The 19916-nt window shown below is 73.2% G+C and carries 20 protein-coding genes; 16 read left to right on the forward strand and 4 right to left on the reverse strand.

Translation table 11 applies throughout. The features are described 5' to 3' along the window. Positions 1–66: 66 nt before the first annotated feature. Together BJ993_RS10785 and BJ993_RS10790 are read left to right on the forward strand one after the other, a co-directional pair. Positions 67–2028, forward strand: coding sequence for a PTS mannitol transporter subunit IICBA (locus tag BJ993_RS10785; protein ID WP_179648778.1), 1962 nt, complete (start codon positions 67–69; stop codon positions 2026–2028). Positions 2029–2048: 20 nt separating this feature from the next. Continuing rightward, positions 2049–2807, forward strand: a complete 759-nt coding sequence (locus tag BJ993_RS10790; RefSeq protein WP_179648779.1) for a DeoR/GlpR family DNA-binding transcription regulator — start codon at positions 2049–2051, stop codon at positions 2805–2807. A gap of 9 nt (positions 2808–2816) precedes the next feature. Here BJ993_RS10790 and BJ993_RS10795 read toward each other — a convergent pair whose 3' ends face one another. Next, entirely contained in the window at positions 2817–5018 is a 2202-nt protein-coding gene (locus BJ993_RS10795; protein WP_257026862.1) for an MMPL family transporter, read from the reverse strand. Between the two features lie 149 nt (positions 5019–5167). Between BJ993_RS10795 and BJ993_RS10800 the strand changes: the two genes are divergently transcribed. Both BJ993_RS10800 and BJ993_RS10805 read left to right on the forward strand, forming a co-directional pair. After that, complete coding sequence (locus BJ993_RS10800; protein WP_179648780.1) at positions 5168–6337, forward strand: sensor histidine kinase; 1170 nt, start codon at positions 5168–5170, stop codon at positions 6335–6337. Then, on the forward strand, positions 6301–6942 hold the full coding sequence (locus BJ993_RS10805; RefSeq protein WP_179648782.1) for a response regulator: 642 nt from the start codon (positions 6301–6303) through the stop codon (positions 6940–6942). The genes BJ993_RS10800 and BJ993_RS10805 overlap by 37 nt, the downstream gene beginning before the upstream one ends. Before the next feature lie 10 nt (positions 6943–6952). On the opposite strand, the gene BJ993_RS10810 is transcribed toward BJ993_RS10805, so the two are convergent. Beyond that, the gene (locus BJ993_RS10810) at positions 6953–7699 is read right to left on the reverse strand and encodes a hypothetical protein (RefSeq protein ID WP_179648783.1); all 747 of its coding nucleotides are present in this window, start codon (positions 7697–7699) and stop codon (positions 6953–6955) included. Beyond that, positions 7699–8868 (reverse strand): non-hydrolyzing UDP-N-acetylglucosamine 2-epimerase, encoded by a 1170-nt coding sequence (wecB, locus tag BJ993_RS10815; RefSeq protein ID WP_179648784.1) that lies wholly within the window; start codon positions 8866–8868, stop codon positions 7699–7701. The genes BJ993_RS10810 and wecB overlap by 1 nt, the downstream gene beginning before the upstream one ends. Positions 8869–9105: 237 nt before the next feature. On the opposite strand from wecB, the gene BJ993_RS10820 reads away from it, so the two are divergent. The 12 genes from BJ993_RS10820 (at position 9106) to BJ993_RS10875 (ending at position 17414) form a co-directional block, all read left to right on the forward strand. Continuing rightward, entirely contained in the window at positions 9106–9906 is an 801-nt protein-coding gene (locus BJ993_RS10820; RefSeq protein ID WP_218864673.1) for a class E sortase, read from the forward strand. A 1-nt stretch (position 9907) separates the two neighbouring features. Beyond that, positions 9908–10123, forward strand: coding sequence for a hypothetical protein (locus BJ993_RS10825; protein WP_051932058.1), 216 nt, complete (start codon positions 9908–9910; stop codon positions 10121–10123). Beyond that, the gene (locus BJ993_RS10830) at positions 10120–11778 is read left to right on the forward strand and encodes a sigma-70 family RNA polymerase sigma factor (protein WP_179648785.1); all 1659 of its coding nucleotides are present in this window, start codon (positions 10120–10122) and stop codon (positions 11776–11778) included. The genes BJ993_RS10825 and BJ993_RS10830 overlap by 4 nt, the downstream gene beginning before the upstream one ends. Further along, on the forward strand, positions 11775–12089 hold the full coding sequence (locus BJ993_RS10835; RefSeq protein WP_179648787.1) for a hypothetical protein: 315 nt from the start codon (positions 11775–11777) through the stop codon (positions 12087–12089). The genes BJ993_RS10830 and BJ993_RS10835 overlap by 4 nt, the downstream gene beginning before the upstream one ends. 104 nt (positions 12090–12193) lie before the next feature. Continuing rightward, on the forward strand, positions 12194–12355 hold the full coding sequence (locus BJ993_RS10840; protein WP_179648788.1) for a hypothetical protein: 162 nt from the start codon (positions 12194–12196) through the stop codon (positions 12353–12355). A gap of 43 nt (positions 12356–12398) precedes the next feature. After that, positions 12399–12968, forward strand: a complete 570-nt coding sequence (locus BJ993_RS10845) for an archaeosortase/exosortase family protein (protein ID WP_179648790.1) — start codon at positions 12399–12401, stop codon at positions 12966–12968. Then, the gene (locus tag BJ993_RS10850) at positions 12965–14383 is read left to right on the forward strand and encodes an XrtP-associated glycosyltransferase (RefSeq protein ID WP_179648791.1); all 1419 of its coding nucleotides are present in this window, start codon (positions 12965–12967) and stop codon (positions 14381–14383) included. Before BJ993_RS10845 ends, BJ993_RS10850 begins: the two co-directional genes overlap by 4 nt. 15 nt (positions 14384–14398) lie before the next feature. Continuing rightward, complete coding sequence (locus tag BJ993_RS10855; RefSeq protein ID WP_036543739.1) at positions 14399–15301, forward strand: hypothetical protein; 903 nt, start codon at positions 14399–14401, stop codon at positions 15299–15301. Positions 15302–15363: 62 nt separating this feature from the next. After that, a complete protein-coding gene (locus tag BJ993_RS10860) occupies positions 15364–15990 on the forward strand; it encodes a nitroreductase family protein (protein WP_179648792.1) in 627 nt (208 codons plus the stop codon). Positions 15991–16002: 12 nt separating this feature from the next. Then, positions 16003–16464: a hypothetical protein gene (locus BJ993_RS10865; protein ID WP_179648793.1), complete on the forward strand. Its 462-nt coding sequence runs from the start codon at positions 16003–16005 to the stop codon at positions 16462–16464. A gap of 43 nt (positions 16465–16507) precedes the next feature. Further along, complete coding sequence (locus tag BJ993_RS10870; protein ID WP_179648794.1) at positions 16508–16912, forward strand: hypothetical protein; 405 nt, start codon at positions 16508–16510, stop codon at positions 16910–16912. Between the two features lie 22 nt (positions 16913–16934). Beyond that, positions 16935–17414: a glutathione peroxidase gene (locus tag BJ993_RS10875; protein ID WP_036543733.1), complete on the forward strand. Its 480-nt coding sequence runs from the start codon at positions 16935–16937 to the stop codon at positions 17412–17414. A 69-nt stretch (positions 17415–17483) separates the two neighbouring features. Here BJ993_RS10875 and BJ993_RS10880 read toward each other — a convergent pair whose 3' ends face one another. Further along, complete coding sequence (locus BJ993_RS10880; protein WP_179648795.1) at positions 17484–19907, reverse strand: MMPL family transporter; 2424 nt, start codon at positions 19905–19907, stop codon at positions 17484–17486. Between the last annotated feature and the right edge of the window lie 9 nt (positions 19908–19916).

Genomic DNA, 19916 nt, shown 5'->3' on the forward strand with positions numbered 1-19916 from the left:
TCCCTGTGATCGGCGTCACGTCGCCGGCCCACCCGAGCAGGGCACGAAGGAACGGAGAACCCCGCGATGTCGACCACCCTCCCGGCCCAGCGGACCGGTGTCCGCCTCCACGTCCAGAAGTTCGGCACGGCGCTGTCGAACATGGTCATGCCGAACATCGGCGCCTTCATCGCCTGGGGCCTGATCACGGCCCTGTTCATCGAGGTCGGCTGGCTGGCCAAGCTCGGGATCGGCGACAGCCCCGGCAGCTGGGTCGCCGAGATCGGCGGCTGGGGCGAGTACGCCGGCGGCGGGATCGTCGGCCCGATGATCACCTACCTGCTGCCGATCCTGATCGGCTACACCGGCGGCCGGATGGTCCACGACACCCGGGGCGGCGTCGTCGGCGCGATCGCCACCATGGGCGTGGTCGCCGGCACCGAGATCCCGATGTTCCTCGGCGCCATGATCATGGGCCCGCTCGGCGGCTGGACGATGAAGCGCCTCGACGCCCTGTGGGACGGCAGCATCCGCCCCGGCTTCGAGATGCTCGTCAACAACTTCTCGGCCGGCATCTGGGGCGCGATCGTCGCGACCTTCGGCTTCTTCGTGATGAGCCCGGTGGTGACCTTCCTCAGCGACCGGCTCGGCGACGGCGTGGACTTCCTCGTCGACAACAGCCTGCTGCCGCTGACCTCGCTGATCATCGAGCCCGCGAAGGTCCTCTTCCTCAACAACGCGATCAACCACGGCGTGCTCACGCCGCTCGGCACCACGGAGGCGCTCGAGGAGGGCAAGTCGGTCCTCTTCCTCCTGGAGGCCAACCCCGGCCCCGGCCTGGGCCTGCTGCTCGCCTACATGGTCTTCGGCCGGGGCATCGCCAAGGCGTCGGCCCCGGGCGCCGCGATCATCCACTTCCTCGGCGGCATCCACGAGATCTACTTCCCCTACGTCCTGATGAAGCCGAAGCTGATCGTCGCGATGATCGCGGGCGGCATGACCGGCGTCTTCGTCAACGTCGTCTTCGACGTGGGCCTGCGCGCCCCGGCCGCACCCGGCTCGGTGTTCGCCGTCTACGCCCAGACGGCCAGCGACAGCTATGTCGGCGTCACCCTGTCGATGCTGGCCGCCGCCGGCGTCACCTTCCTCGTCGCCGCCCTCCTGCTCCGTGGCGACACCGACGGGGGCGAGGACCTCGCCGGCGCGACCGCCAGCATGGAGGCGATGAAGGGCAAGCGGTCGATCGCGTCCAGCGCCCTGGCCGGGAGCCGGCGCGGCACCATCGAGCGGATCGTCTTCGCCTGCGACGCCGGCATGGGCTCGTCCGCGATGGGCGCCTCGGTCCTGCGGCGCAAGATCCAGGCCGCCGGCTTCGGCCAGGTCAGCGTCGTCAACCAGGCGATCGCCAACCTCACCGACACCTTCGACCTCGTCGTCACCCACCGCGACCTCACCGACCGCGCCCGGCAGAAGACGCCGTCGGCCCTGCACGTCTCGGTCGAGGACTTCATGAGCACGCCGCGGTACGACGAGATCGTCGAGCTGCTGGCGGAGAGCGGGTCCACCGCCACCGCTCCTGAGGCCCCCGCGCCGGCAGACGCCGAGGTCCCGGGCAGCGGCGGGGTCCTGTCGACCTCCTCGATCGTGCTGTCCGGAACCGCCCGCACCCGCGACGAGGCGATCACCGAGGCGGGCGAGCTGCTCGTCGCGGCCGGGGTCGTCGACCCGTCGTACGTCACGGCCATGCACGAGCGTGAGAAGTCGGTCTCCACCCACATGGGCAACGGACTGGCGATCCCGCACGGCACCAACGAGGCCAAGGCGGCGGTGCGGCGCACCGGCATCTCGTTCGTCCGCTACGCCGAGCCGGTCGACTGGAACGGCAAGCCGGCGGAGTTCGTCATCGGCATCGCGGGCACCGGCAACGAGCACCTCGGGCTGCTCGGCCAGATCGCGCACGTCTTCCTCGACAAGGACCAGGTCGCCCGGCTCCGGGCCGCCAGGACCGAGGACGACGTCCGCGCGGTCCTCGACGGGGTGCACGCCTGAGGGTGCAGCACAATGGCGCCGTGGACTCCGAGACCAGGCAGGCGCAGATCCTCGAGCACGCGCGCACGCGCGGCCGGGTCGAGGTGATCGCCATGGCGGACGAGCTCGGTGTCGCGACGGAGACGATCCGCCGCGACCTCCGGGTGCTCGCCGACCGGCGGCTGGTGAAGCGGACCCACGGCGGTGCCATCCCGCTCGAGAGCGCGACCTTCGAGTCCGGGGTCGAGTACCGCAGCCGCGTCGACCTCGCCCAGAAGCGCCGGATCGCCGCCGCGGCCGCCGAGCTCCTCCACGGTGCCGAGACGGTCTACATCGACGAGGGCTACAGCCCGCGGCTGGTCGCGGAGAAGCTGGCGGACAAGGAGCTGACGGTGGTCACCTCCTCGCTCCTGGCGGCCGAGGCGCTGGCCGACAGCGACTCCGTGACGGTGATGCTGCTGGGCGGCCGGATGCGCGGACGCACCCTGGCGACGGTCGGGGAGTGGAACGCCAGCGTGCTGCGTGGCCTGACCATCGACCTGGCCTTCCTCGGGACCAACGCGGTGTCGGTCGAGGACGGCCTCACCACCCCCGACCCGGCCGTCGCGGCCATCAAGGGCGAGGCCGTACGGCGGTCGCGGCGCCGCGTGCTGATCGCGGCCCACAGCAAGTTCGGGATCAGCAGCTTCTGCCGGTTCGCGGACGTCGCCGACTTCGAGACGATCGTCACCGGCACCGAGCTCGACAAGGACGAGGCCGAGCGCTACCACGCGCTCGGCCCCGTCGTCGTCAGGGTCTGACGGCTCCGCTCAGCGGACCGGCACCAGCTCCCCGTCCTTCGAGACCCACTCGGTCGGCGGTGCGGGCGGCGCCGGCGGACCAGCCGGCGCGGGCGGGACGGGCGGACGGCGCCGCGGCCAGGCCCGGTCGCCGAGGAGGACCAGCGCGGCCGGCAGCACGACCAGCCGGATGACGGTCGCGTCGACGAGGATCGCGGCCGAGAGCCCGACGCCCATCATCTTCATCTCCATCATCGAGAGCGTCGCGAAGATGGCGAACACCGACACCATCACCGCGGCCGCACTGGTGATCACACCGGCCGTGTCGGCGATCCCGCGGTGCACGGCGTCGCGCACCGGCATCCCGCCGTCGACCAGCTCGCGGATCCGGCTGAGCACGAACACGTGGTAGTCCATGGAGAGCCCGACCAGCACCACCAGCACGAAGACCGGGATCCAGTCGATCACGAAGCCGGGGCTGGTGAAGTCGAGCAGGGACTCGCCGACGCCGTGCTGGAAGACGATCGACAGGATGCCGAAGGCGACGCCGACGGACGCCAGGTTGAGCACCGTCGAGAGCACGCCGAGCACCACGCTGCGGAACGCCACGATCATCATCACCATCGTCAGCAGGAGCACGAGCCCGAGCAGGAGGGGCATCCGCTCGCCCTGCTTGTGGGCGTAGTCCAGCGACTCGGCCGCACCGCCGCCGACGGCGTGCTCCGCCCCGGCCAGGTCGTCGCCGAGGGCGTCCGGGACGAGCTCCGACCGGAGCCGCTCCACCGCGGCGGTGGCGCGGTCGTCGGACTCGTCGTAGGGGATCGGCAGGTGCAGGACGGACGTGCCGCCGTCCTCCGAGGTCTGGACGGTGGCACCCGCCGCGACGAAGTCGCCCGTCCGTCCGGCCGCCGCGGCCAGCTCCTTGAGCGCGCTCTCGGCCGCGCCGGCGTCGGCGCCCGCGACGACGACCTGCGCCGAGGTGCCCTCGCTCGGGAAGGCCTTCGTGATCGCCCGGAAGGTCTGTACGACGGGGATGTCGGCGGGCAGGGTCTCCGCGCTGGCCTGGTGGGTCTTCATCGACAGCGCCGGTACGGCGAGCGCGACCACCCCGATGCCGGCGACGGCCAGGGCGGCCACTGGCCGGCGCACCACGGGGCCGAGCAGGCGACCGCTGATCGCGCCGGTCGTCGTACGACGGGTCAGGCGCCACAGCAGCGGGACCCGGGGGCGGTCGACCCAGCGACCCAGCTTGGCCAACAGCGCCGGGAGGACGGTGATCGAGCCGAGCACGGCCACGGCGACGACGATGATCGAGCCGGTGGCCAGCGAGTTGAAGGTGACGTCGGTGAGGACGAACAGCCCGGCCAGCGAGGCGATCACCGCTCCTCCGGAGACGAGGATGGCGTGCCCGGAGGTCTCGGCGGCGATGGCGACGGCGTCGAGCGTCGTCCGGCCGGCGGCCCGCTCCTGGCGCTCGCGCTTGAGGTAGAAGAGCGAGTAGTCGACGCCGACGGCCATGCCGATCAGCACGACCATGCTGTAGATCGTCGGCTCCGCCGGGACGAGGTGGGAGACCGGCGCGCAGATCCCGATCGTGGCCGCGACGCTGGTCGCCGCGAGCAGCACCGGCAGTCCGGCCGCGATGAGGGCGCCGAAGGCGAGCAGCATCAGCGCCAGCGTGATCGGCAGGCTGAACAGCTCCGCGGAGTGGAGGTCCTCGCCGACCCGCTCGTCGATCGCCTCGTCGATGGTGACGTCGCCGGCCTGCTCGACGACGAGCTGCGGGTGGTCCGCCTGGACGGCTGCGGTGGCGTCGAGCAGGGGATCGGCGTCGATGTCGTCGGAGGTGAGCTCGACCGGCACGAGGAGGGCGCTGCCGTCCTCGCTCGGTACGACGTCGCCGACGCCGGAGACGCCCTCGACGCCGCGCATCCGGTCGGCCACCTCGGTAGCCGCGTCCCGCGCCTCGGCGCCGTCCAGGCGGCCGGAGCGGGAGGTGATGAGGACGTTCTCGGTCGGCGGGCTGTCCAGGCCGGCGGACTCCATCAGGGCCTCGGCGCGACCGGACTCGCCCACGCGGTAGTCGGCGTCCTCGACCTCGTTGGTGGGGACGGCCCCGGCGAGGCCGACGGCCACGACGACGAGGAGCAGCCACGCGCCGATCGCGCGCCACGGGTGGGTCGCGCTCCAGCGCGCGGCCCGGGTGGGCAACGCGGTGAGGGGGTTGGACATGAGGTGCTCCTTGGGGGCTGGGAGGGGGTGCCCGGAGGCGGTGCTCCCAGCGAACCGTCGGCGGCGCCCGGGGTCAGGGGTGGTGCGACCCGACCCGTGGTGGTGCCTGCACCACTGCCGTTTCCGCGATCGCGCGGGAGGATGGGGCGGTGAGCACCCGCCCGGAAGCCGTCGTCGACAGCGCCGTCGACGCGCGTGCCGGACGCTGGGCGGCCACGGGCTTCGCGGTCCTGCACGTCCTGCTCTTCGTGCCGGTCGTGCTCACCTTCGTGCTCGTCACGGTCAGCGCGGTGCTGGTGGTCGTGTGGCTGGGCGTCGTCCTGCTGGCCGGCGTGCTCCCGGCGATGCGTGGGCTGGTCGGCATCCACCGCTGGATCGCGTCGCGCCTCCTCGGGGCGCCGCTCCCGGCGCCGTACCGACCGCTGCCCGGAGGGCTCCTGCGCGACCTGAACACGCGCGCGACCGACCCCCTGACCTGGCGCGAGATCCTCTGGATGCTGTGGGCGATGACCTTCGGCTTCGCCATCTCGCTCCTGGCGCTGGCGCTCTTCCTCGGCGTCGTCACCTGGCCGATCTGGTGGTACGGCGTCGGCCCGCTGATGCGCGCCCGCGCAGTCGTCGACCGGGCGATCCTGACCATCGGCCGCACCGAGCGCCTGGAGCAGCGCGTGCAGGCGTTGACGGAGTCGCGGGCCGTCGTCGTCGACCACTCCGCCGCCGAGCTGCGCCGGATCGAGCGCGACCTGCACGACGGGCCGCAGGCGCGACTGGCGGCCGTGTCGCTGAGCCTCGGCCTCGCCGACGACCTGTTCGAGACCGATCCCGACGCCGCGCGCAGGCTCATCAACGAAGCCAGGACGACGTCGTCCAGCGCGCTGGGGGAGCTGCGCGACGTCGTCCGCGGCATCCATCCGCCGGTGCTCGCCGACCGGGGTCTCGGGGGTGCGGTCGCGGCCCTCGCCATCGACATGCCCGTCCCCGTCGACCTCGACCTCGAGCTGCCCGAGCGGCTGCCGGCGCCCGTCGAGTCCGCGGTCTACTTCACCGTCGCCGAGTCGCTCGCGAACACCGCGAAGCACGCCGGCGCCGGACAGGTGGCGATCCGGCTGCACCACGCGGACGGCCTGCTGCGCGGCGAGGTCCGCGACGACGGCCGGGGCGGCGCGAACCCCCGCTCGGGCACCGGCCTGCAGGGAATTGCCGCGCGGCTGGCGGCCTTCGACGGCACGATGTCCGTGTCGAGCCCGGTGGGCGGGCCGACCGTCGTGAGCTGGGAGGTCCCGTGCGCATCGTCCTCGCCGAAGACCACGCCCTCCTGAGGGCCGGCCTGACGCAGCTGCTGGAGGCGAAGGGCTTCGACGTGCTGCACGCCGTCGACAACCTGCCCGAGCTGGAGCGGGCGCTCGAGGATCCCGACGCGGACGCGGCCGTCGTCGACGTACGGATGCCGCCGACGTTCACCGACGAGGGTCTGCGGGCGGCCATCGCCGCCCGCGCCAGCCGGCCGGGCTTCCCGGTCCTCGTGCTGTCGCAGTACGTCGAGCAGCTCTACGCCCGCGAGCTGCTGGCCAGCGGCGAGGGCGCCGTCGGCTACCTCCTCAAGGACCGGGTCGCCGACGTCGCCGAGTTCGTCGACGCGCTGCGCCGGGTCGCCGCCGGCGCCACGGTGCTCGACCCGTCGGTCGTCGCGGCGGTGCTCGAGCGGCGCCGCGACTCGCCCCTCGAGCGGCTCACCGAGCGCGAGCGCGAGGTGCTGGCGCTGATGGCCGAGGGCCGCGCCAACGCGGGCATCGCGCAGTCGCTGGTCGTCACCGAGAAGGCCGTCGCCAAGCACATCAACAGCATCTTCGCGAAGCTCGACCTGCCCGCCGACACCGACGACCACCGTCGGGTGCGGGCGGTGCTGGCCTATCTGGGGGTCTGAGGCGCGCGGCTCAGCGCGCCAGCTCGTCGATCAGCGCACGGGCCGCGACGGCACTGCCCGGGAGGCGCTCCCACCAGGCGCGGCACCGGCCCTGGCTGGGGGAGAGCGCCATCCGGCAGTCGAGGTCGGTGACGACCCCGGTGAGGCGCCGGTCCAGGTCGGGGGCGCGACGGACCACGCCGCCGAGCCGGCGCGGGTTCAGCTCGGCGACCATCGCGCACTCCGGCACGACGCCGGTGATCAGGTCGGCGGCGCTGGCCCGGCGCAGAGACGCCTCGAGCCGGGCGAAGCCGGCCTGGACGTCGTCGCGCACGACGGGCAGCTCGACGACCATCATCGCGTGGGTGCTGGCGATGTCGTCGTCGGCCAGCCAGCCGTCGCCCGCGATCCGGTACAACGCTGCGACCTGCGACTGGACGTGCTGGATGCTGGCCAGCCCGGTGAGCGGGTCGGCGCAGCTCAGCCCGTTGTAGCGCTCCTGGGTCGCGTCACCCCAGGCGAGGGCCACCAGCCGGGTGAGCCGCGCGCCGGGCGCCTCGCCGCGTACGGCGGCCACGGTGTCGTCGAGGTCACCCAGGCACACGTCGAGCCCCTCGCCGTTCAGCGCGTACGACGACCCGAAGGCGCGCGCCGCGTCCTCCAGGTCGAGGTCGTGGACCAGGGCGTCGGCCAGGTCGCGTCCGCCGCGGGGGACCACGGCGGTCGGCCGCACCCCCGGCTGCGCGGCCCGGCCGCGCAGCCGGCGCCAGCGAGCCATCACGCGACCGCACTGCCCGGCGCGGTGCGTGCGCCCGCGCCGAGCAGCTCCGCGATCGCGTCCGCGCAGCGCGCTCCGGCGCGCCCGTCCCCGAAGGGGTTCCGGAGCTGTGCCATGGCGCGGTAGGCGACCGGGTCGTGGAGCAGGCGCTCGGCCTCGGCGACGAGCAGCGCGGGGTCGGTCCCGACGAGCCTCGCCGTACCCGCCTCGACGGCCTCGGGGCGCTCGGTGCTCTCGCGGACGACGAGCACCGGCTTGTCGAGGCTCGGCGCCTCCTCCTGGATCCCACCTGAGTCGGTGACCAGCAGGTCGGCGGCGGTGAGCAGGGTGACGAACTCGGGGTAGGGCATCGGCGAGCACACGGTGATGTCCGGGCAGCGGTCGACGACCTCGCCGACGCTGGCGCGCACGAGCGGGTTCGGGTGCAGGGGGACGACGACCTTGAGCCCCGGGCTGCGGCGGGTCAGCTCCTCGAGCGCCTCGGCGACCCGGCGCAGGGGAGCACCGTGCGACTCGCGCCGGTGCAGGGTGGCGACCACCAGGCGCTCGGCCGCATCGATCGTGGCGCGGACCAGCGGGTCCTCGATCGGGTGCGCCCGTGCGCTCGTCTCGAGCAGGGCGTCGATCACCGTGTTGCCGGTGACGACGATCGCCTCCTCGCGCACGCCCTCGGCGAGCAGGTTGGCGCGGGACAGCGCGGTCGGCGCGAGGTGCAGGTCGGCCATCACCCCCGTGAGCCGGCGGTTCAGCTCCTCGGGGAAGGGCGAGAGCAGGTCGTGGGTGCGCAGGCCCGCCTCGAGGTGGACGACCGGTACGCCGGCGTACCGCGCCGACAGCGCCCCGGCCATCGAGGTGGTCGTGTCCCCGTGCACCACCACCGCGGACGGCTGGAGCCTCTCGAGCTCGGCCGTCAGGGCGACGACGACCCGGCTGGTCAGCCCCGCCAGCCCCTGGCCCTCGGTCATCACGGCGAGGTCGACGTCGGGCTCCATGCCGAACCAGGCGTGGAGGCCGGTGAGCAGGTCCCGGTGCTGGCCGGTCGAGACGAGCACGGGCCGCAGTCGCGGGTGGTCACGCAGCGCCCGCCACAGGGGCGCGACCTTCACCGCCTCGGGACGGGTGCCGTAGACGATGGCAACGGTCTTGCGATGGGTCTCTGGGTGCTGCACTTTTCCTCCGGAAGCTGGGTGCGGGCGGCCTCCCTCCAGCCGCCCACACCCCTCCTGACACCGCCCCCGCCACTCCCTTACGCGACTCGGCCCGTGCCGCCGCCGGCGGCCGGAAGGTAAAGAAATCCGGAATCGCGTAAGGAAACGGCTGCACGGGTGTCTGGTACTGCGTCGGCGCCGCCGGCCCTTCTCGCGCGCCCGCGGGGAGGATCAGGACCAGCACCACCCGGGGACCACGTGAGCCAGCACCACCCAGCGACGATCCCGTCGCCGCGGGAGCCCGCGTCCCTGCCCGGCGCGCCTTTGGACGGTGGGCGGCACCGCGCCCCGGCCGGCCGGTCCCGCGCCGAGCGCCACCGCCTGGGCCTGATGGTGGTCGCGGAGCTGGTGCTCACCGCCAGCGCGCTGCTGCTGCTCTACCTCGGCTGGTACCTCGTCGTGGACGACCACGCCGTCGCCGCCGACCAGCACGCGGCGGCGACCCGGATGCTGCGGGAGTGGGACGCCCTCCCGGCGTCCGGTCCCCGCGCGCCGGAGAGCCCGAGCGCGCCGTCGGACGTCGAGGTCGGCGACCGGTTCGCCGTGATCCGGGTCCCCCGCTTCGGCGACGACTGGCTGCGGCCCGTCATCGAGGGGACCTCGACCGCCCAGCTCGACGAGGGGGTCGGCCACTACGCCGGTACGGCGTTGCCCGGCCAGGTCGGCAACTTCTCGGTGGCCGGTCACCGGCTCACCCACGGCAGCGCCTTCACCCGCATCGCCGAGCTGGAGGTGGGCGACGTCGTCGGGGTGCGGACCGCCACGACCTGGTTCGTCTACCGGGTGACGAGCAGCGAGATCGTCGCGCCGGGCGACGTCCAGGTCATCGCCCCCGTCCCGGACGCACCGGGAGCCGCCCCGACGGAGCCGGTCATGACCCTGACGTCGTGCCACCCGCTCTACGGCAGCAGCGAGCGGTATGTCGTCCACGCGTCCCTGCTCGCGTCCGCGCCCGCCTCCGACGGTGTGCCCGACGAGCTGCGCGCGGAGGTGGCGTGAGATGTACGCCTGGCTCTGGCGCCACCTGCCCGGTGGCCGGCGCGCCCGCACGGCCCAGGCCTGCCTCGCGCTCCTGCTCGTCGTGCTCGTGTGCTTCGTGTGGGTCTTCCCCGCCGTGAGCACGCTGCTGGAGCGCAACGGCGCGACCGTGGGGTCCGCGCCGCACCTGATCGACCGAAGGGAACCACCGGTGGCCGTGACGAGGGCTGACGCATGACGGCACAGCTGGTCGATCCGCTGCACGACGGCGACCCCGTCCTGCTCAGCAGGGTCCGGGCGGGGGACGCCGAGGCCTACGCGCTCCTCTTCGAGCGCCACCGTGCGGCCGCGACGGCGTTCGCCGGCGGCCTGGCCGGCCACTCCCAGGCCGAGGACCTCGTCGCCGAGGCGTTCACCAAGGTCCTCGACGCGCTCCAGCGCGACCTCGGTCCCACCGTGTCCTTCCGCTCCTACCTGCTCACCTCCATCCGCAGCATCTTCAACAACACCGTCCGGCGCGAGCGCCGCTACGACCTGGTCGACGACTACGAGACGTTGCCGCCGTCGGAGGCGCTGATGACGACCGACGACCACGACCAGCGCTTCGACAACGACGCGGTCGCGGAGGCCTACCGCAGCCTGCCGGAGCGCTGGCAGGCCGTCCTCTGGTACACCGCCGTGGAGGGGCTCCCGCACGGCGAGGTCGCGCTGCACCTCGGCATCAAGCCCAACGCGGTCGCCGCCCTCAGCTTCCGGGCGCGGGAGGGCCTGCGCCAGGCCTACCTGTCCGCGCACCTGCGCGCCACCGCCGACACGGCCTGTGCGACGTGGGCGCCCCTGCTGGCGGCGTACGCGCGCGGCAACCTCGACAAGCGCAAGCAGCCGGGGATGCGGGCGCACCTCGACTCCTGCGTGACCTGCACCCTCGCGCTGGCCGACCTCGAGGAGGTCAACAACCGGCTGGGGGCGCTGCTGCTGCCGATCGTGCTCGGGCCCGGCCTCGTCGGTCTCGACCAGCTGTGGGCGGGCATCACCGGCGGTACGTCGGCCACGGGCACCGCGGCGGGCACGGCGACGGGCACCGTCACCACCGGCAAGGCCGGCGGGGCCCTCCTCGCCGGGAAGACCGGGCTGGCGGTCACGCTCGCCGCGAGCATCGTCGGGGCGGCGGTGGCGGTCCCCGTCCTCCTCGACAGCCTCCGTCCCGACGCCGGCCGCCCGCGTGCGGAGGACCTCAGCAGTCGCGCGGTCGACAGCGCCACGCCCTTCGTCGGGCCGGAGGCGGGACCGAGCGGCCCGCCTCCGGCGCCGGGTCCGGGTCGCGGTGCCGGCCCTGCCGACGAGGACACCGCGGAGACGCCGTCGCCAGGAGTCGTCGACGCTCCGTCCGGGGACGGCGCCGCGCCCTCCCCCGGGCCGGACCGGCAGGTGGAGACGCCCGCGTTGCCGGTGGAGCCACCGCCGACGGAGAGCCCGAGCGAGCCGTCGACGCCCGGTTCCGCACTGTCCCCGGACGTCGGTATCGGCGACCCGACACTCGGCCAGGTCTCCCTGCTCGGGCAGGCCCTCACCTCCGTCACCTTCCCGCTGACCAACGTGCGCACCGGCACCACCGTGACCGTCGTGGTCACCAACCTCGTGGGCTTCCCGCTCACCTGGGGCAACACCGGGTGGCGCTGCCCGGGCGCCGTGGGCGGCCTCCCCGGCGACGTCATCCGCACTGAGACGACCATCACCTGCACCCGCACGGGCGAGGAGCAGGCCTCCGGGCTGCTGACGTTCGCGCTGCTCACGTCGGGCGCCTCGGAGGTCACCGCCACGGTCAGCCAGGTGCCGGGCGTCGTGGACCCGGTCGCCGGCAACGACTCCGTGACGGTCCCGATCCTGTCGTGAGCGACGTGGTGGGGTTCAGCGGTCGGCTGGTTCCCGTCGTGGAGCCGCACGCGGAGGAGACGGCCGCCGACGCCGTGCTCGCGGCCGCCCTCGGTGTCCTCGACGGGTCGGCCCGTGCCGACGTCGCGCTCATGGACGGTCCGCACATCCTGGTGTGCACCGACTCCGAGACCGGCACGACGACGTACACCGGCCCCTACGGCACGGGGTACGACGCCCTGGCGCACCTCGAGGACCACGAGGCCGGCCAGCAGCCGCGGCCCGGCGTCCGCACCGTGGTCTGCACGCTCGCCCCGCTCCTGCCCGGCTGACCGCGCCCGCCGCGAGAAAGCTCGGCCGATCCGCGTAAGCGGAGCCGCGCTCGATTGTCGGGTCGATGACACGACGTCGAGGAAGAGCGCGAAGCGAGGCAGCGATGTACAACGGCGGCACCACGGTCACCGGGGCCACGGGTGGAGTTCTGGCGGCGACCGGTTTCGAGGGTGTCGGGTTCCTGCTCCTCGGCCTCGCGGCAGCGATGGCCGGAGCGGTGCTCCTGCGCTACGCCGCGGTCGACCTCGCCCGCCGGACCCGCTGACGTGGCCCCCGGGAAACGCGCGGCCGAGCGGTCCCGCTGGGCCGTGCTGAACCCCCTGCCGGGCCGGACCCGCGGCCGGCGTCGCGCCGACGTCGTACCGTCGCGGGCGGCGGGTCCGCGCCGCCGCCTGGTGGCGCTGGCGCTGGTGGCCGCCGCGGTCGCGCTCCTCGTGTTCGCCAGGCCGGTGCGGCTGGCGGAGGCGTGGACGCAGACCCGGCTCCTCGAGCTCGGCGGCATCCACGCCCAGCAGATCGGCACCGCCGTGCTCGTCGACGTCCAGGGCCGGCTCGCCGGGATCAGCCTGGCCGCCGGCTGCAGCATCGGGCCGCTGCTCGCGGTGATGCTCGTGTGCTGCGCCCCGTTCGTCTGGTTCCGCTCGCTGTCGGTGGCCCGGGTCGCGCTGTCGGTCGCCCAGCTCGCCGCCGTGCTCGTGCTGGCCAACGAGGTTCGGATCGCGGCGATCATCCTGTCGATGCGTGAGTGGGGCTTCGAGCGCGGCTACGACTTCTCGCACGTGTTCCTGGGCAGTGCGATCACCACCGTCGGCTTCGTGCTGGGCGCCGTGCTCTTCGTCCGGCTCTTCGTCTCGCGGCCCGAGGCGACGCTGCGATGATCCTCGGCTCCGCCGCGGTCGACCTGGCCGCGCTCCTGCTCTGCATCCTCTTCCTGGCCTATGTCGCCGCGATCCTGGTGCCCTTCCTGCGCCGGAGGCCCGACCCGGCCGGCGACGCCCGCGACCTCGACGTCCACCTGATCCTCCCCTGCCTGGACGAGGAGGTGGTGATCGCGCGGACCGTCGCCCGGCTGCGCTCCGACCACCCGACCGCCCACCTGTGGTGCGTCGACGACGACTCGTCCGACGGGACCGGCGAGATCCTGGCGCGCCTCGCCGCGACCGACGACCACGTGCACCTCGTGAGCCGCCGCGCACCCGAGGCGCGGCAGGGCAAGGGTGCCGCGCTCAACGCCGCCTGGCGGCGGATCAAGGCCTGGCTCGCGACCGAGCAGCCGTCGTACGACGCCTCGCGGGTGGTCATCGGCGTGGTCGACGCCGACGGCCGGTTGGCGCCCGATGCCCTCGATGTCATCGCCGGCCCGGCCGGCTTCGGCGACCCGTCGATCGGGGCCGTCCAGGTGCAGGTGCGGATGATGAACCGCGGCATCGCGGGGCGCCCGGACGCCGACGACCCCGCGGCGGACACCCGCCTCGGACGGCTGCTCGTGCTGCTGCAGGACCTCGAGTTCCGCACCGTCATCGCGGCGATGCAGCACCTGCGCCACCGGATCGGCTCCGCCGGCATGGGGGGCAACGGCCAGTTCACCCGGCTCGTGGTGCTCGACGCCATCGCGGACGAGAACCAGACGCCCTGGCACGGCGCCCTGCTCGAGGACTTCGAGCTCGGCCTGCACGTGCTGCTCGCCGGCTGGGGCAACCGGTACTGCGACGACACGTGGGTCGCCCAGGAGGGCCTGCCGCGGGTCCGGCCGCTGATCCGGCAGCGGGCGCGCTGGGCCCAGGGCGGCATGCAGTGCGCGAAGTACTTCAAGCGGGTGCTGCTGAGCCGCGAGATCTCGACGCCGTCGGCCCTGGAGATCTCGTACTTCCTGATGATCCCGTGGACCCAGCTCCTCGGCACGGTCGTCTACACCGCGGCGACCGTGATCCTCGGCTACTGGGCGACGGTCCACCCGACCGGCGTGACCGGCTGGTTCCTCGAGGGCGCCTGGGGCCTGGTCCCGCTGGTCGCCGTCTTCGGTGTGGGACCGCTCGTCGCCTGGGGCCTGGTCTACCGGCTGCGCTGCGAGCCGCAGCTCTCGCGCCGGGCCGCGGTGGGCCTCGGCCTCGCCTACTGGGGCTACACCTACCTGATGCTCGCGTCCGTGTGGACCGGCTTCCACCGCGTCCTGCGCTCGCACGACAGCTGGGCGAAGACCAGCCGCGTCCTGGCGGAGCCCGCCGCGGCCGACGTCGCGCCCGCCGCCACCCCCCGCCTGTCCGACGCCACCAGGGCGCCGGCCACCCCGTAGAAGAAGGAACGAAACATGTCCCGTCCCACCGGACTCCGCAGCCTCTCCCATGGGCTGCGGGTCGTCGCGGCCGCGGCTGCCCTGACCCTGCTGACCGCCGGGTCGGCGCAGGCCGCGACCGTCAGCCAGGCCGAGGCGTCGGCGATCCAGATCGCCGCCCTGTCGACCCCGCTCATCCCGTCCTCCGACGCCACCAACGACGGCTCCGTCCCGACGGTGACCGACTCCCTCGACGGCGCGATCCCGCTCTTCCCGGGCGTCACGCTGACCAACACGGGCGTCTACAGCCAGACCGCGGTCGCCGGGGACGACGGCACGTCGGCCGCCTGCGCCGGCATCGTCGGCAACGGCGGCGCGCTCTCGGTCGGCGACGACGGCACCTGCTCCGCGACCACCTCGGGCCCGGCCCTGGTCAACCTGCCGAGCTTCGCCGTCGCGGGCACCGGCTTCCGGTTCCGCCTCGAGGCGAGCTCGCTCTACTCGTACTGCACGGCCGGCCCGGCCGACGGGACGAGCGGGTTCTCCGCGGGCTCGACCCTGGCGAACGTCACGTTGATCGCGCAGACCGTCATCCTGGGCATCCCCGGCCCCCAGGTGAGGATCCCGGTCAACGCCAACGGCTCGTTCTCGATCCCGGCGCCGTTCTCGTCGGTGATCAGCCTCGACGTCAACAAGGTCGACACCACCGGCCCGCAGACGTCGGCCACCGCCCTGCACATCGGCCTCGGCCCGAACAGCTCGATCGCGTCGATCGACATCGGCAGGAGCGTGTGCGGTGACAACGCGCTGACGGCCGACGTGCCGGGCCTGCCGCTGACCCCGGGCGGCATCGCGACTGCTGCGGCCACCGTCGCGGTCCTCGGCGGTTCGGTGTACGCCGGCCGCAGGCTCCGCAAGGACCACGCGGCCGCGGCCTGACCGCCATCTCCCCGGGCGCCCTGGTCCCTCCGGGGCGCCCGGGGTCCCGCGATACTCGTCACATGAACCCGGTCGACATCGCCGAGCCGATGCACTCCCGCTGGAGCCCGAGTGTGTTCGACGACGCCCACCAGCTGACCGACGCCGAGATCACCCGCCTGCTCGAGGCGGCCCAGTGGGCCCCGAGCTCGGGCAACCGCCAGCCGTGGCGCTACGTCGTGGCGCCCCGTGGCAGCGCCGCCCACGCGGTGCTGGTGCCCCACCTCAGCCGGGGCAACTCCGGCTGGGTGCCGCGCGCGTCGGTCGTGTTCCTCTCGACCGTCGTGCTGGGCACCGACGGCGACGAGCTCAAGGACCTGCTGATCCCCGCCCACGACGTCGGCCAGGCCTCCGCGCACCTGACCCTCCAGGCGGAGGCGATGGGCCTCAAGGCCCACCAGTTCGGGGGATTCGACCACGCCGCGGTCGCGGCCGGCCTGGGCCTGCCCGACGACGCCCGGCTCATCGCCGGCATCGCCGTCGGCGTCCGCGGCAACCCCGCCGACGTCCCCGAGCGCGACGCCGAGCGCGACCACCGGGTCCGCGACCGCCGTCCCCTCGCCGACACCGTGTACGACGACCGGTGGGGCCACGCCTGGCCGGGGCTCGCGCCGTCCGGGCCGGCCACCGCCCCGGCCGAGCGCAGCTAAGCCACCCGCCCGATGCGTCCCGGCCGCGGCGCCGTCGCCGCCCTCCTCTTCGTCGCCGTGCTGGTGAACCTGCCGTTCCTGCACCACTCCTGGCAGCAGTGGCGCGTCAGTCGCGACGGCGTCGAGGTGACCGCCGAGGTCACCGACACCGACGTGCTGCGCGAGCAGACGGACCCGCACTACGTCATCCGCCTGCGGCTGCCGGAGGACATCGACCCGGACCGGCAGACCTGGCCGGCCGAGGTCGACCGGGCGACCTGGCAGCGGGCCGAGGAGTCCGGCGAGATCGGGGTCCGGGTGCTCCGCGACGACCCCGGTGCGCAGCACGTCGACGGCGAGCGGGCCAGCCCGCTCGGCTACGTCGTCATCGGTGTCGTGGACGTCGTCGTGCTGCTGCTCGGCCTGCTGCTGTGGCGGGTCCGCCGGGGCGGCATGACCTCCGACGTCATCGCCGGGGACACCTCCGAGGGGTGAGAGTCGGGTCATCCGCTCGACCCGACTCCCCGAGGAGGAACCGATGACCACTCTCACCGCACCCCACGCCAGCTCCGCCACGACGAGCCGCCCGGGCCTCTGGTTCGCCGCCGACGCCGTGATCACAGGCGTCAACGCGCTCGCCTACCTCGCGGCTGCCGGCCCGCTCGCCGACCTGCTCGGTGGCGACCCGGCCACCTACCGCGGCATCGGCCTGTTCATGGTCGCCTACGCCGTGGCCGTCGGCCTCTACGCCCGCAGCTCCCTGTCCGCCCGGGTCGGCTGGGGCATCGTCGTCGGCAACCTGGTCTGGGTCGTCGCCTCCCTCGAGGTCGCCCTGACCAACGCCTTCGACCTCGACGGCCTTGGTCGCGCATGGATCGTCGCGCAGGCGGTCGTGGTGGTCGACCTCGCGCTGCTGCAGGCGCGGTCGCTGCGTCGCCGATGACGCCCCTGCCACACTTGCCCGCATGACCTCCCTCAGCGACTTCTCCGCGACCTCGATCGACGGCAAGCCGGTCGACCTGTCGTCGTACGACGGCAAGGTGGTCCTCGTCGTCAACACGGCCTCGAAGTGTGGCTTCACCCCGCAGTACAAGGGCCTGCAGGAGCTGCAGGACACCTACGGTGACCGCGGTTTCGAGGTGCTCGGCTTCCCGTGTGACCAGTTCGGGCACCAGGAGCCGGGCGACGAGGAGGAGATCGCGACCTTCTGCGAGCGCAACTACGGCGTGACCTTCCCGATGTTCGCCAAGATCGACGTCAACGGCGACGACGCGCACCCGCTCTTCCAGTGGCTGAAGAAGGAGGAGGGCGGCCTGCTCGGCGGCGGCATCAAGTGGAACTTCACGAAGTTCCTCATCGGTCGCGACGGCCGGGTCATCGACCGCTTCGCGCCGACGACCAAGCCGGAGAAGCTGACCGGCGACATCGAGAAGGCGCTCGGCTGACACCCAGGTACGACGAGGGGGGCCGTCCCGATCGGGACGGCCCCCCTCGTGCTTGCTGCCCGGGCGGCGTCAGACGCCGGCGAGCTCGCGGTCCTGGTCGAGGTCGTCGTCCAGGTCGTCCACGTCGTCGGTCCGGGTGACCGCACCCGGGATCGAGTCACGCTCGAGCGAGGCACCCTCGACGTCGACGTTCGGCAGGATCCGGTCGAGCCACCCCGGGAGCCACCAGGCCTTCTCCCCGAGGATGTAGAGCAGCGACGGGATGAGGACCATCCGCACGATGAAGGCGTCGAACACGATCGCCAGCGCCAGCGCGAAGCCCATCGACTTGATGATCGCGTCGTCCTCGAGGATGAAGCCGGAGAAGACGGCGATCATGATCGCCGCGGCGGCGGTGACCACCCGGGCGCTGTTGCGGAAGCCGTCGACGACGGCCTCGTGGGTCGACAGCCCGTGGACGTGCGCCTCCCGCATCCGGGTGACCAGGAAGACCTGGTAGTCCATGGCGAGGCCGAAGACCACGCCGATCACGAAGATCGGGATGAAGCTGACGATCGGCTGGCCCTCGAAGATCCCGAAGGCACCCTCCTGGAAGATCGCCACGGTCGCGCCCAGCGTCGCCAGCACCGAGAGCAGGAAGCCCAGGGTGGCGGTGAGCGGGATCAGGATCGAGCGGAACACCAGCATCAGCAGGATGAACGCGAGCCCGATCACCACGGCGAGGTAGACCGGCAGCGCGCCGTTGAGCTGGTCCGACACGTCGGTGGTGATCGCGGTCAGGCCGGTGACGCCGACCGTCGTACCCGTCTCGTCCTCGATCGCCGACTGGCCCTCGCGCAGCGCCTCGAGCAGGTCGAGGGTCTTCGGGTCGTCCGGGCCGGAGGCGGGGATGATCTGGATGATCGCGCCGGTGGCCGGGCCGTTCGGCACGCCCTTGTCGTCGCGGGGCGCGTTGGTCGCGACCAGCTGGGCGTTGGCGACGTCGTCCTGGCCGGCGGCCCAGTCGACGACCCGGTCGAACGCCTCGGTGCGCTGCTCGTCACCGGTGATCCCGCGGCCGTCGACGACCACGGCGAACGGACCCTGGCGGCCCGGCCCGAAGGCCTCCTCGGCGAGGTCCGCCGCCTTGCGCTGCGTGGTGTCGCTCGCGGCGGTGCTGTCGCTCGGGAACGCGAGGTACATCTGCGAGATCGGCACGGCCAGCGCCCCCAGCAGGACGACGACGCCGAGCACCCACGCGACGGGCGCCTTGGCGAGGACCCGCGCCCAGCGCACGCCGTTGTTGACGACGAGACCGTCCTGGTCGCGCTTCGGGCTGTACTGGCGGATCCGCATCCAGCGCAGGCCGGGGACGGGGACGTGCCGGCCGCGGAAGGTCCACGACTTCGTCATGCCGAGCAGGGCGGGCAGCAGGGTGAGCGCCACCAGCACCGCGATGAGGACGGTCGCGGCGGCTGCGAGGCCCATCGAGGTGAGGAACGGGATGCCCACGACGGAGAGCGCCGACAGCGCGATGAGCACGGTGAGGCCGGCGAAGACGACGGCCGAGCCGGCGGTGCCGACGGCGATGCCGGCCGCGTGCCTGCGGTCGTCGGTGTGGTGCAGCTCGGTGCGGTAGCGGGCGAGGATGAAGAGCGTGTAGTCGATGCCGACCGCGAGGCCGATCATCGAGGACAGGGCCGTGGTGGAGGAGCTGAGGTCCATGAAGGCGGTCATGGCGCTGACGCCGGCCATGCTCAGGCCGACCCCGAAGACCGCGTTGACCAGCGGCATGCCGGCGGCGACCAGGGAGCCGAAGCTCAGCAGCAGCACGACGAGCGCGATGCCGAGGCCGATCAGCTCGGCGGTGCCACCGGGCGCCTCCTGGACGGTCATGCCCTGACCGTTGGCCTCGGCGACGAGGCCGGTGTCGGCGGTGGTCTCGTGGAGGAGGTCCTCGAGGGCCTCGACGGAGGTGGCCTTCAGGTCGGCGACCGTGTCGACGTCCCACTCGAAGGAGAGCGTGCCGATCCGGCCGTCGGCCGAGAGCGGTGAGATCGCCGCGGCGTCCTCCTTCGCCTGGGCCACGTCGCCTCCGGCGGCCTTCGCACCGTCGACGTACTGCTTCTCGAGCGCGTCGGCCGCGGTGGTCGGGTCGACAAGGCCGGGCTGCAGGGCGTCGGCGTCCATCTGCGGGAGACCGGGGATCTCCGTGACCAGGTCGGCGATGGCGTCGGCGTAGGGCTTCTCGGCGAGCGTGTGGCCCTTCGGCGCTGCGACGACGACGTTGACGGTCGCGTCGTCGAAGGCGTCGCCGGAGTCCGGGAACAGCTCCTTCTGGATGTCCGCGGCCTTCTCGGACGGGATGCCGGGGATCGTGAACTCGTCGTTGAACGGCTTCGACGCGACGCCGGCGATGGCGCCGACGACCACGACGAGCAGCAACCATCCGGCGATGAAGAACGGCCAGCGCCGATGGGCGGTGGAGCCGAGCTTGTAGAGCAGGCGGGCCATGGTGAGGTC

It is taken from the genome of Nocardioides aromaticivorans, assembly GCF_013408525.1.
Lineage (GTDB): Bacteria > Actinomycetota > Actinomycetes > Propionibacteriales > Nocardioidaceae > Nocardioides > Nocardioides aromaticivorans.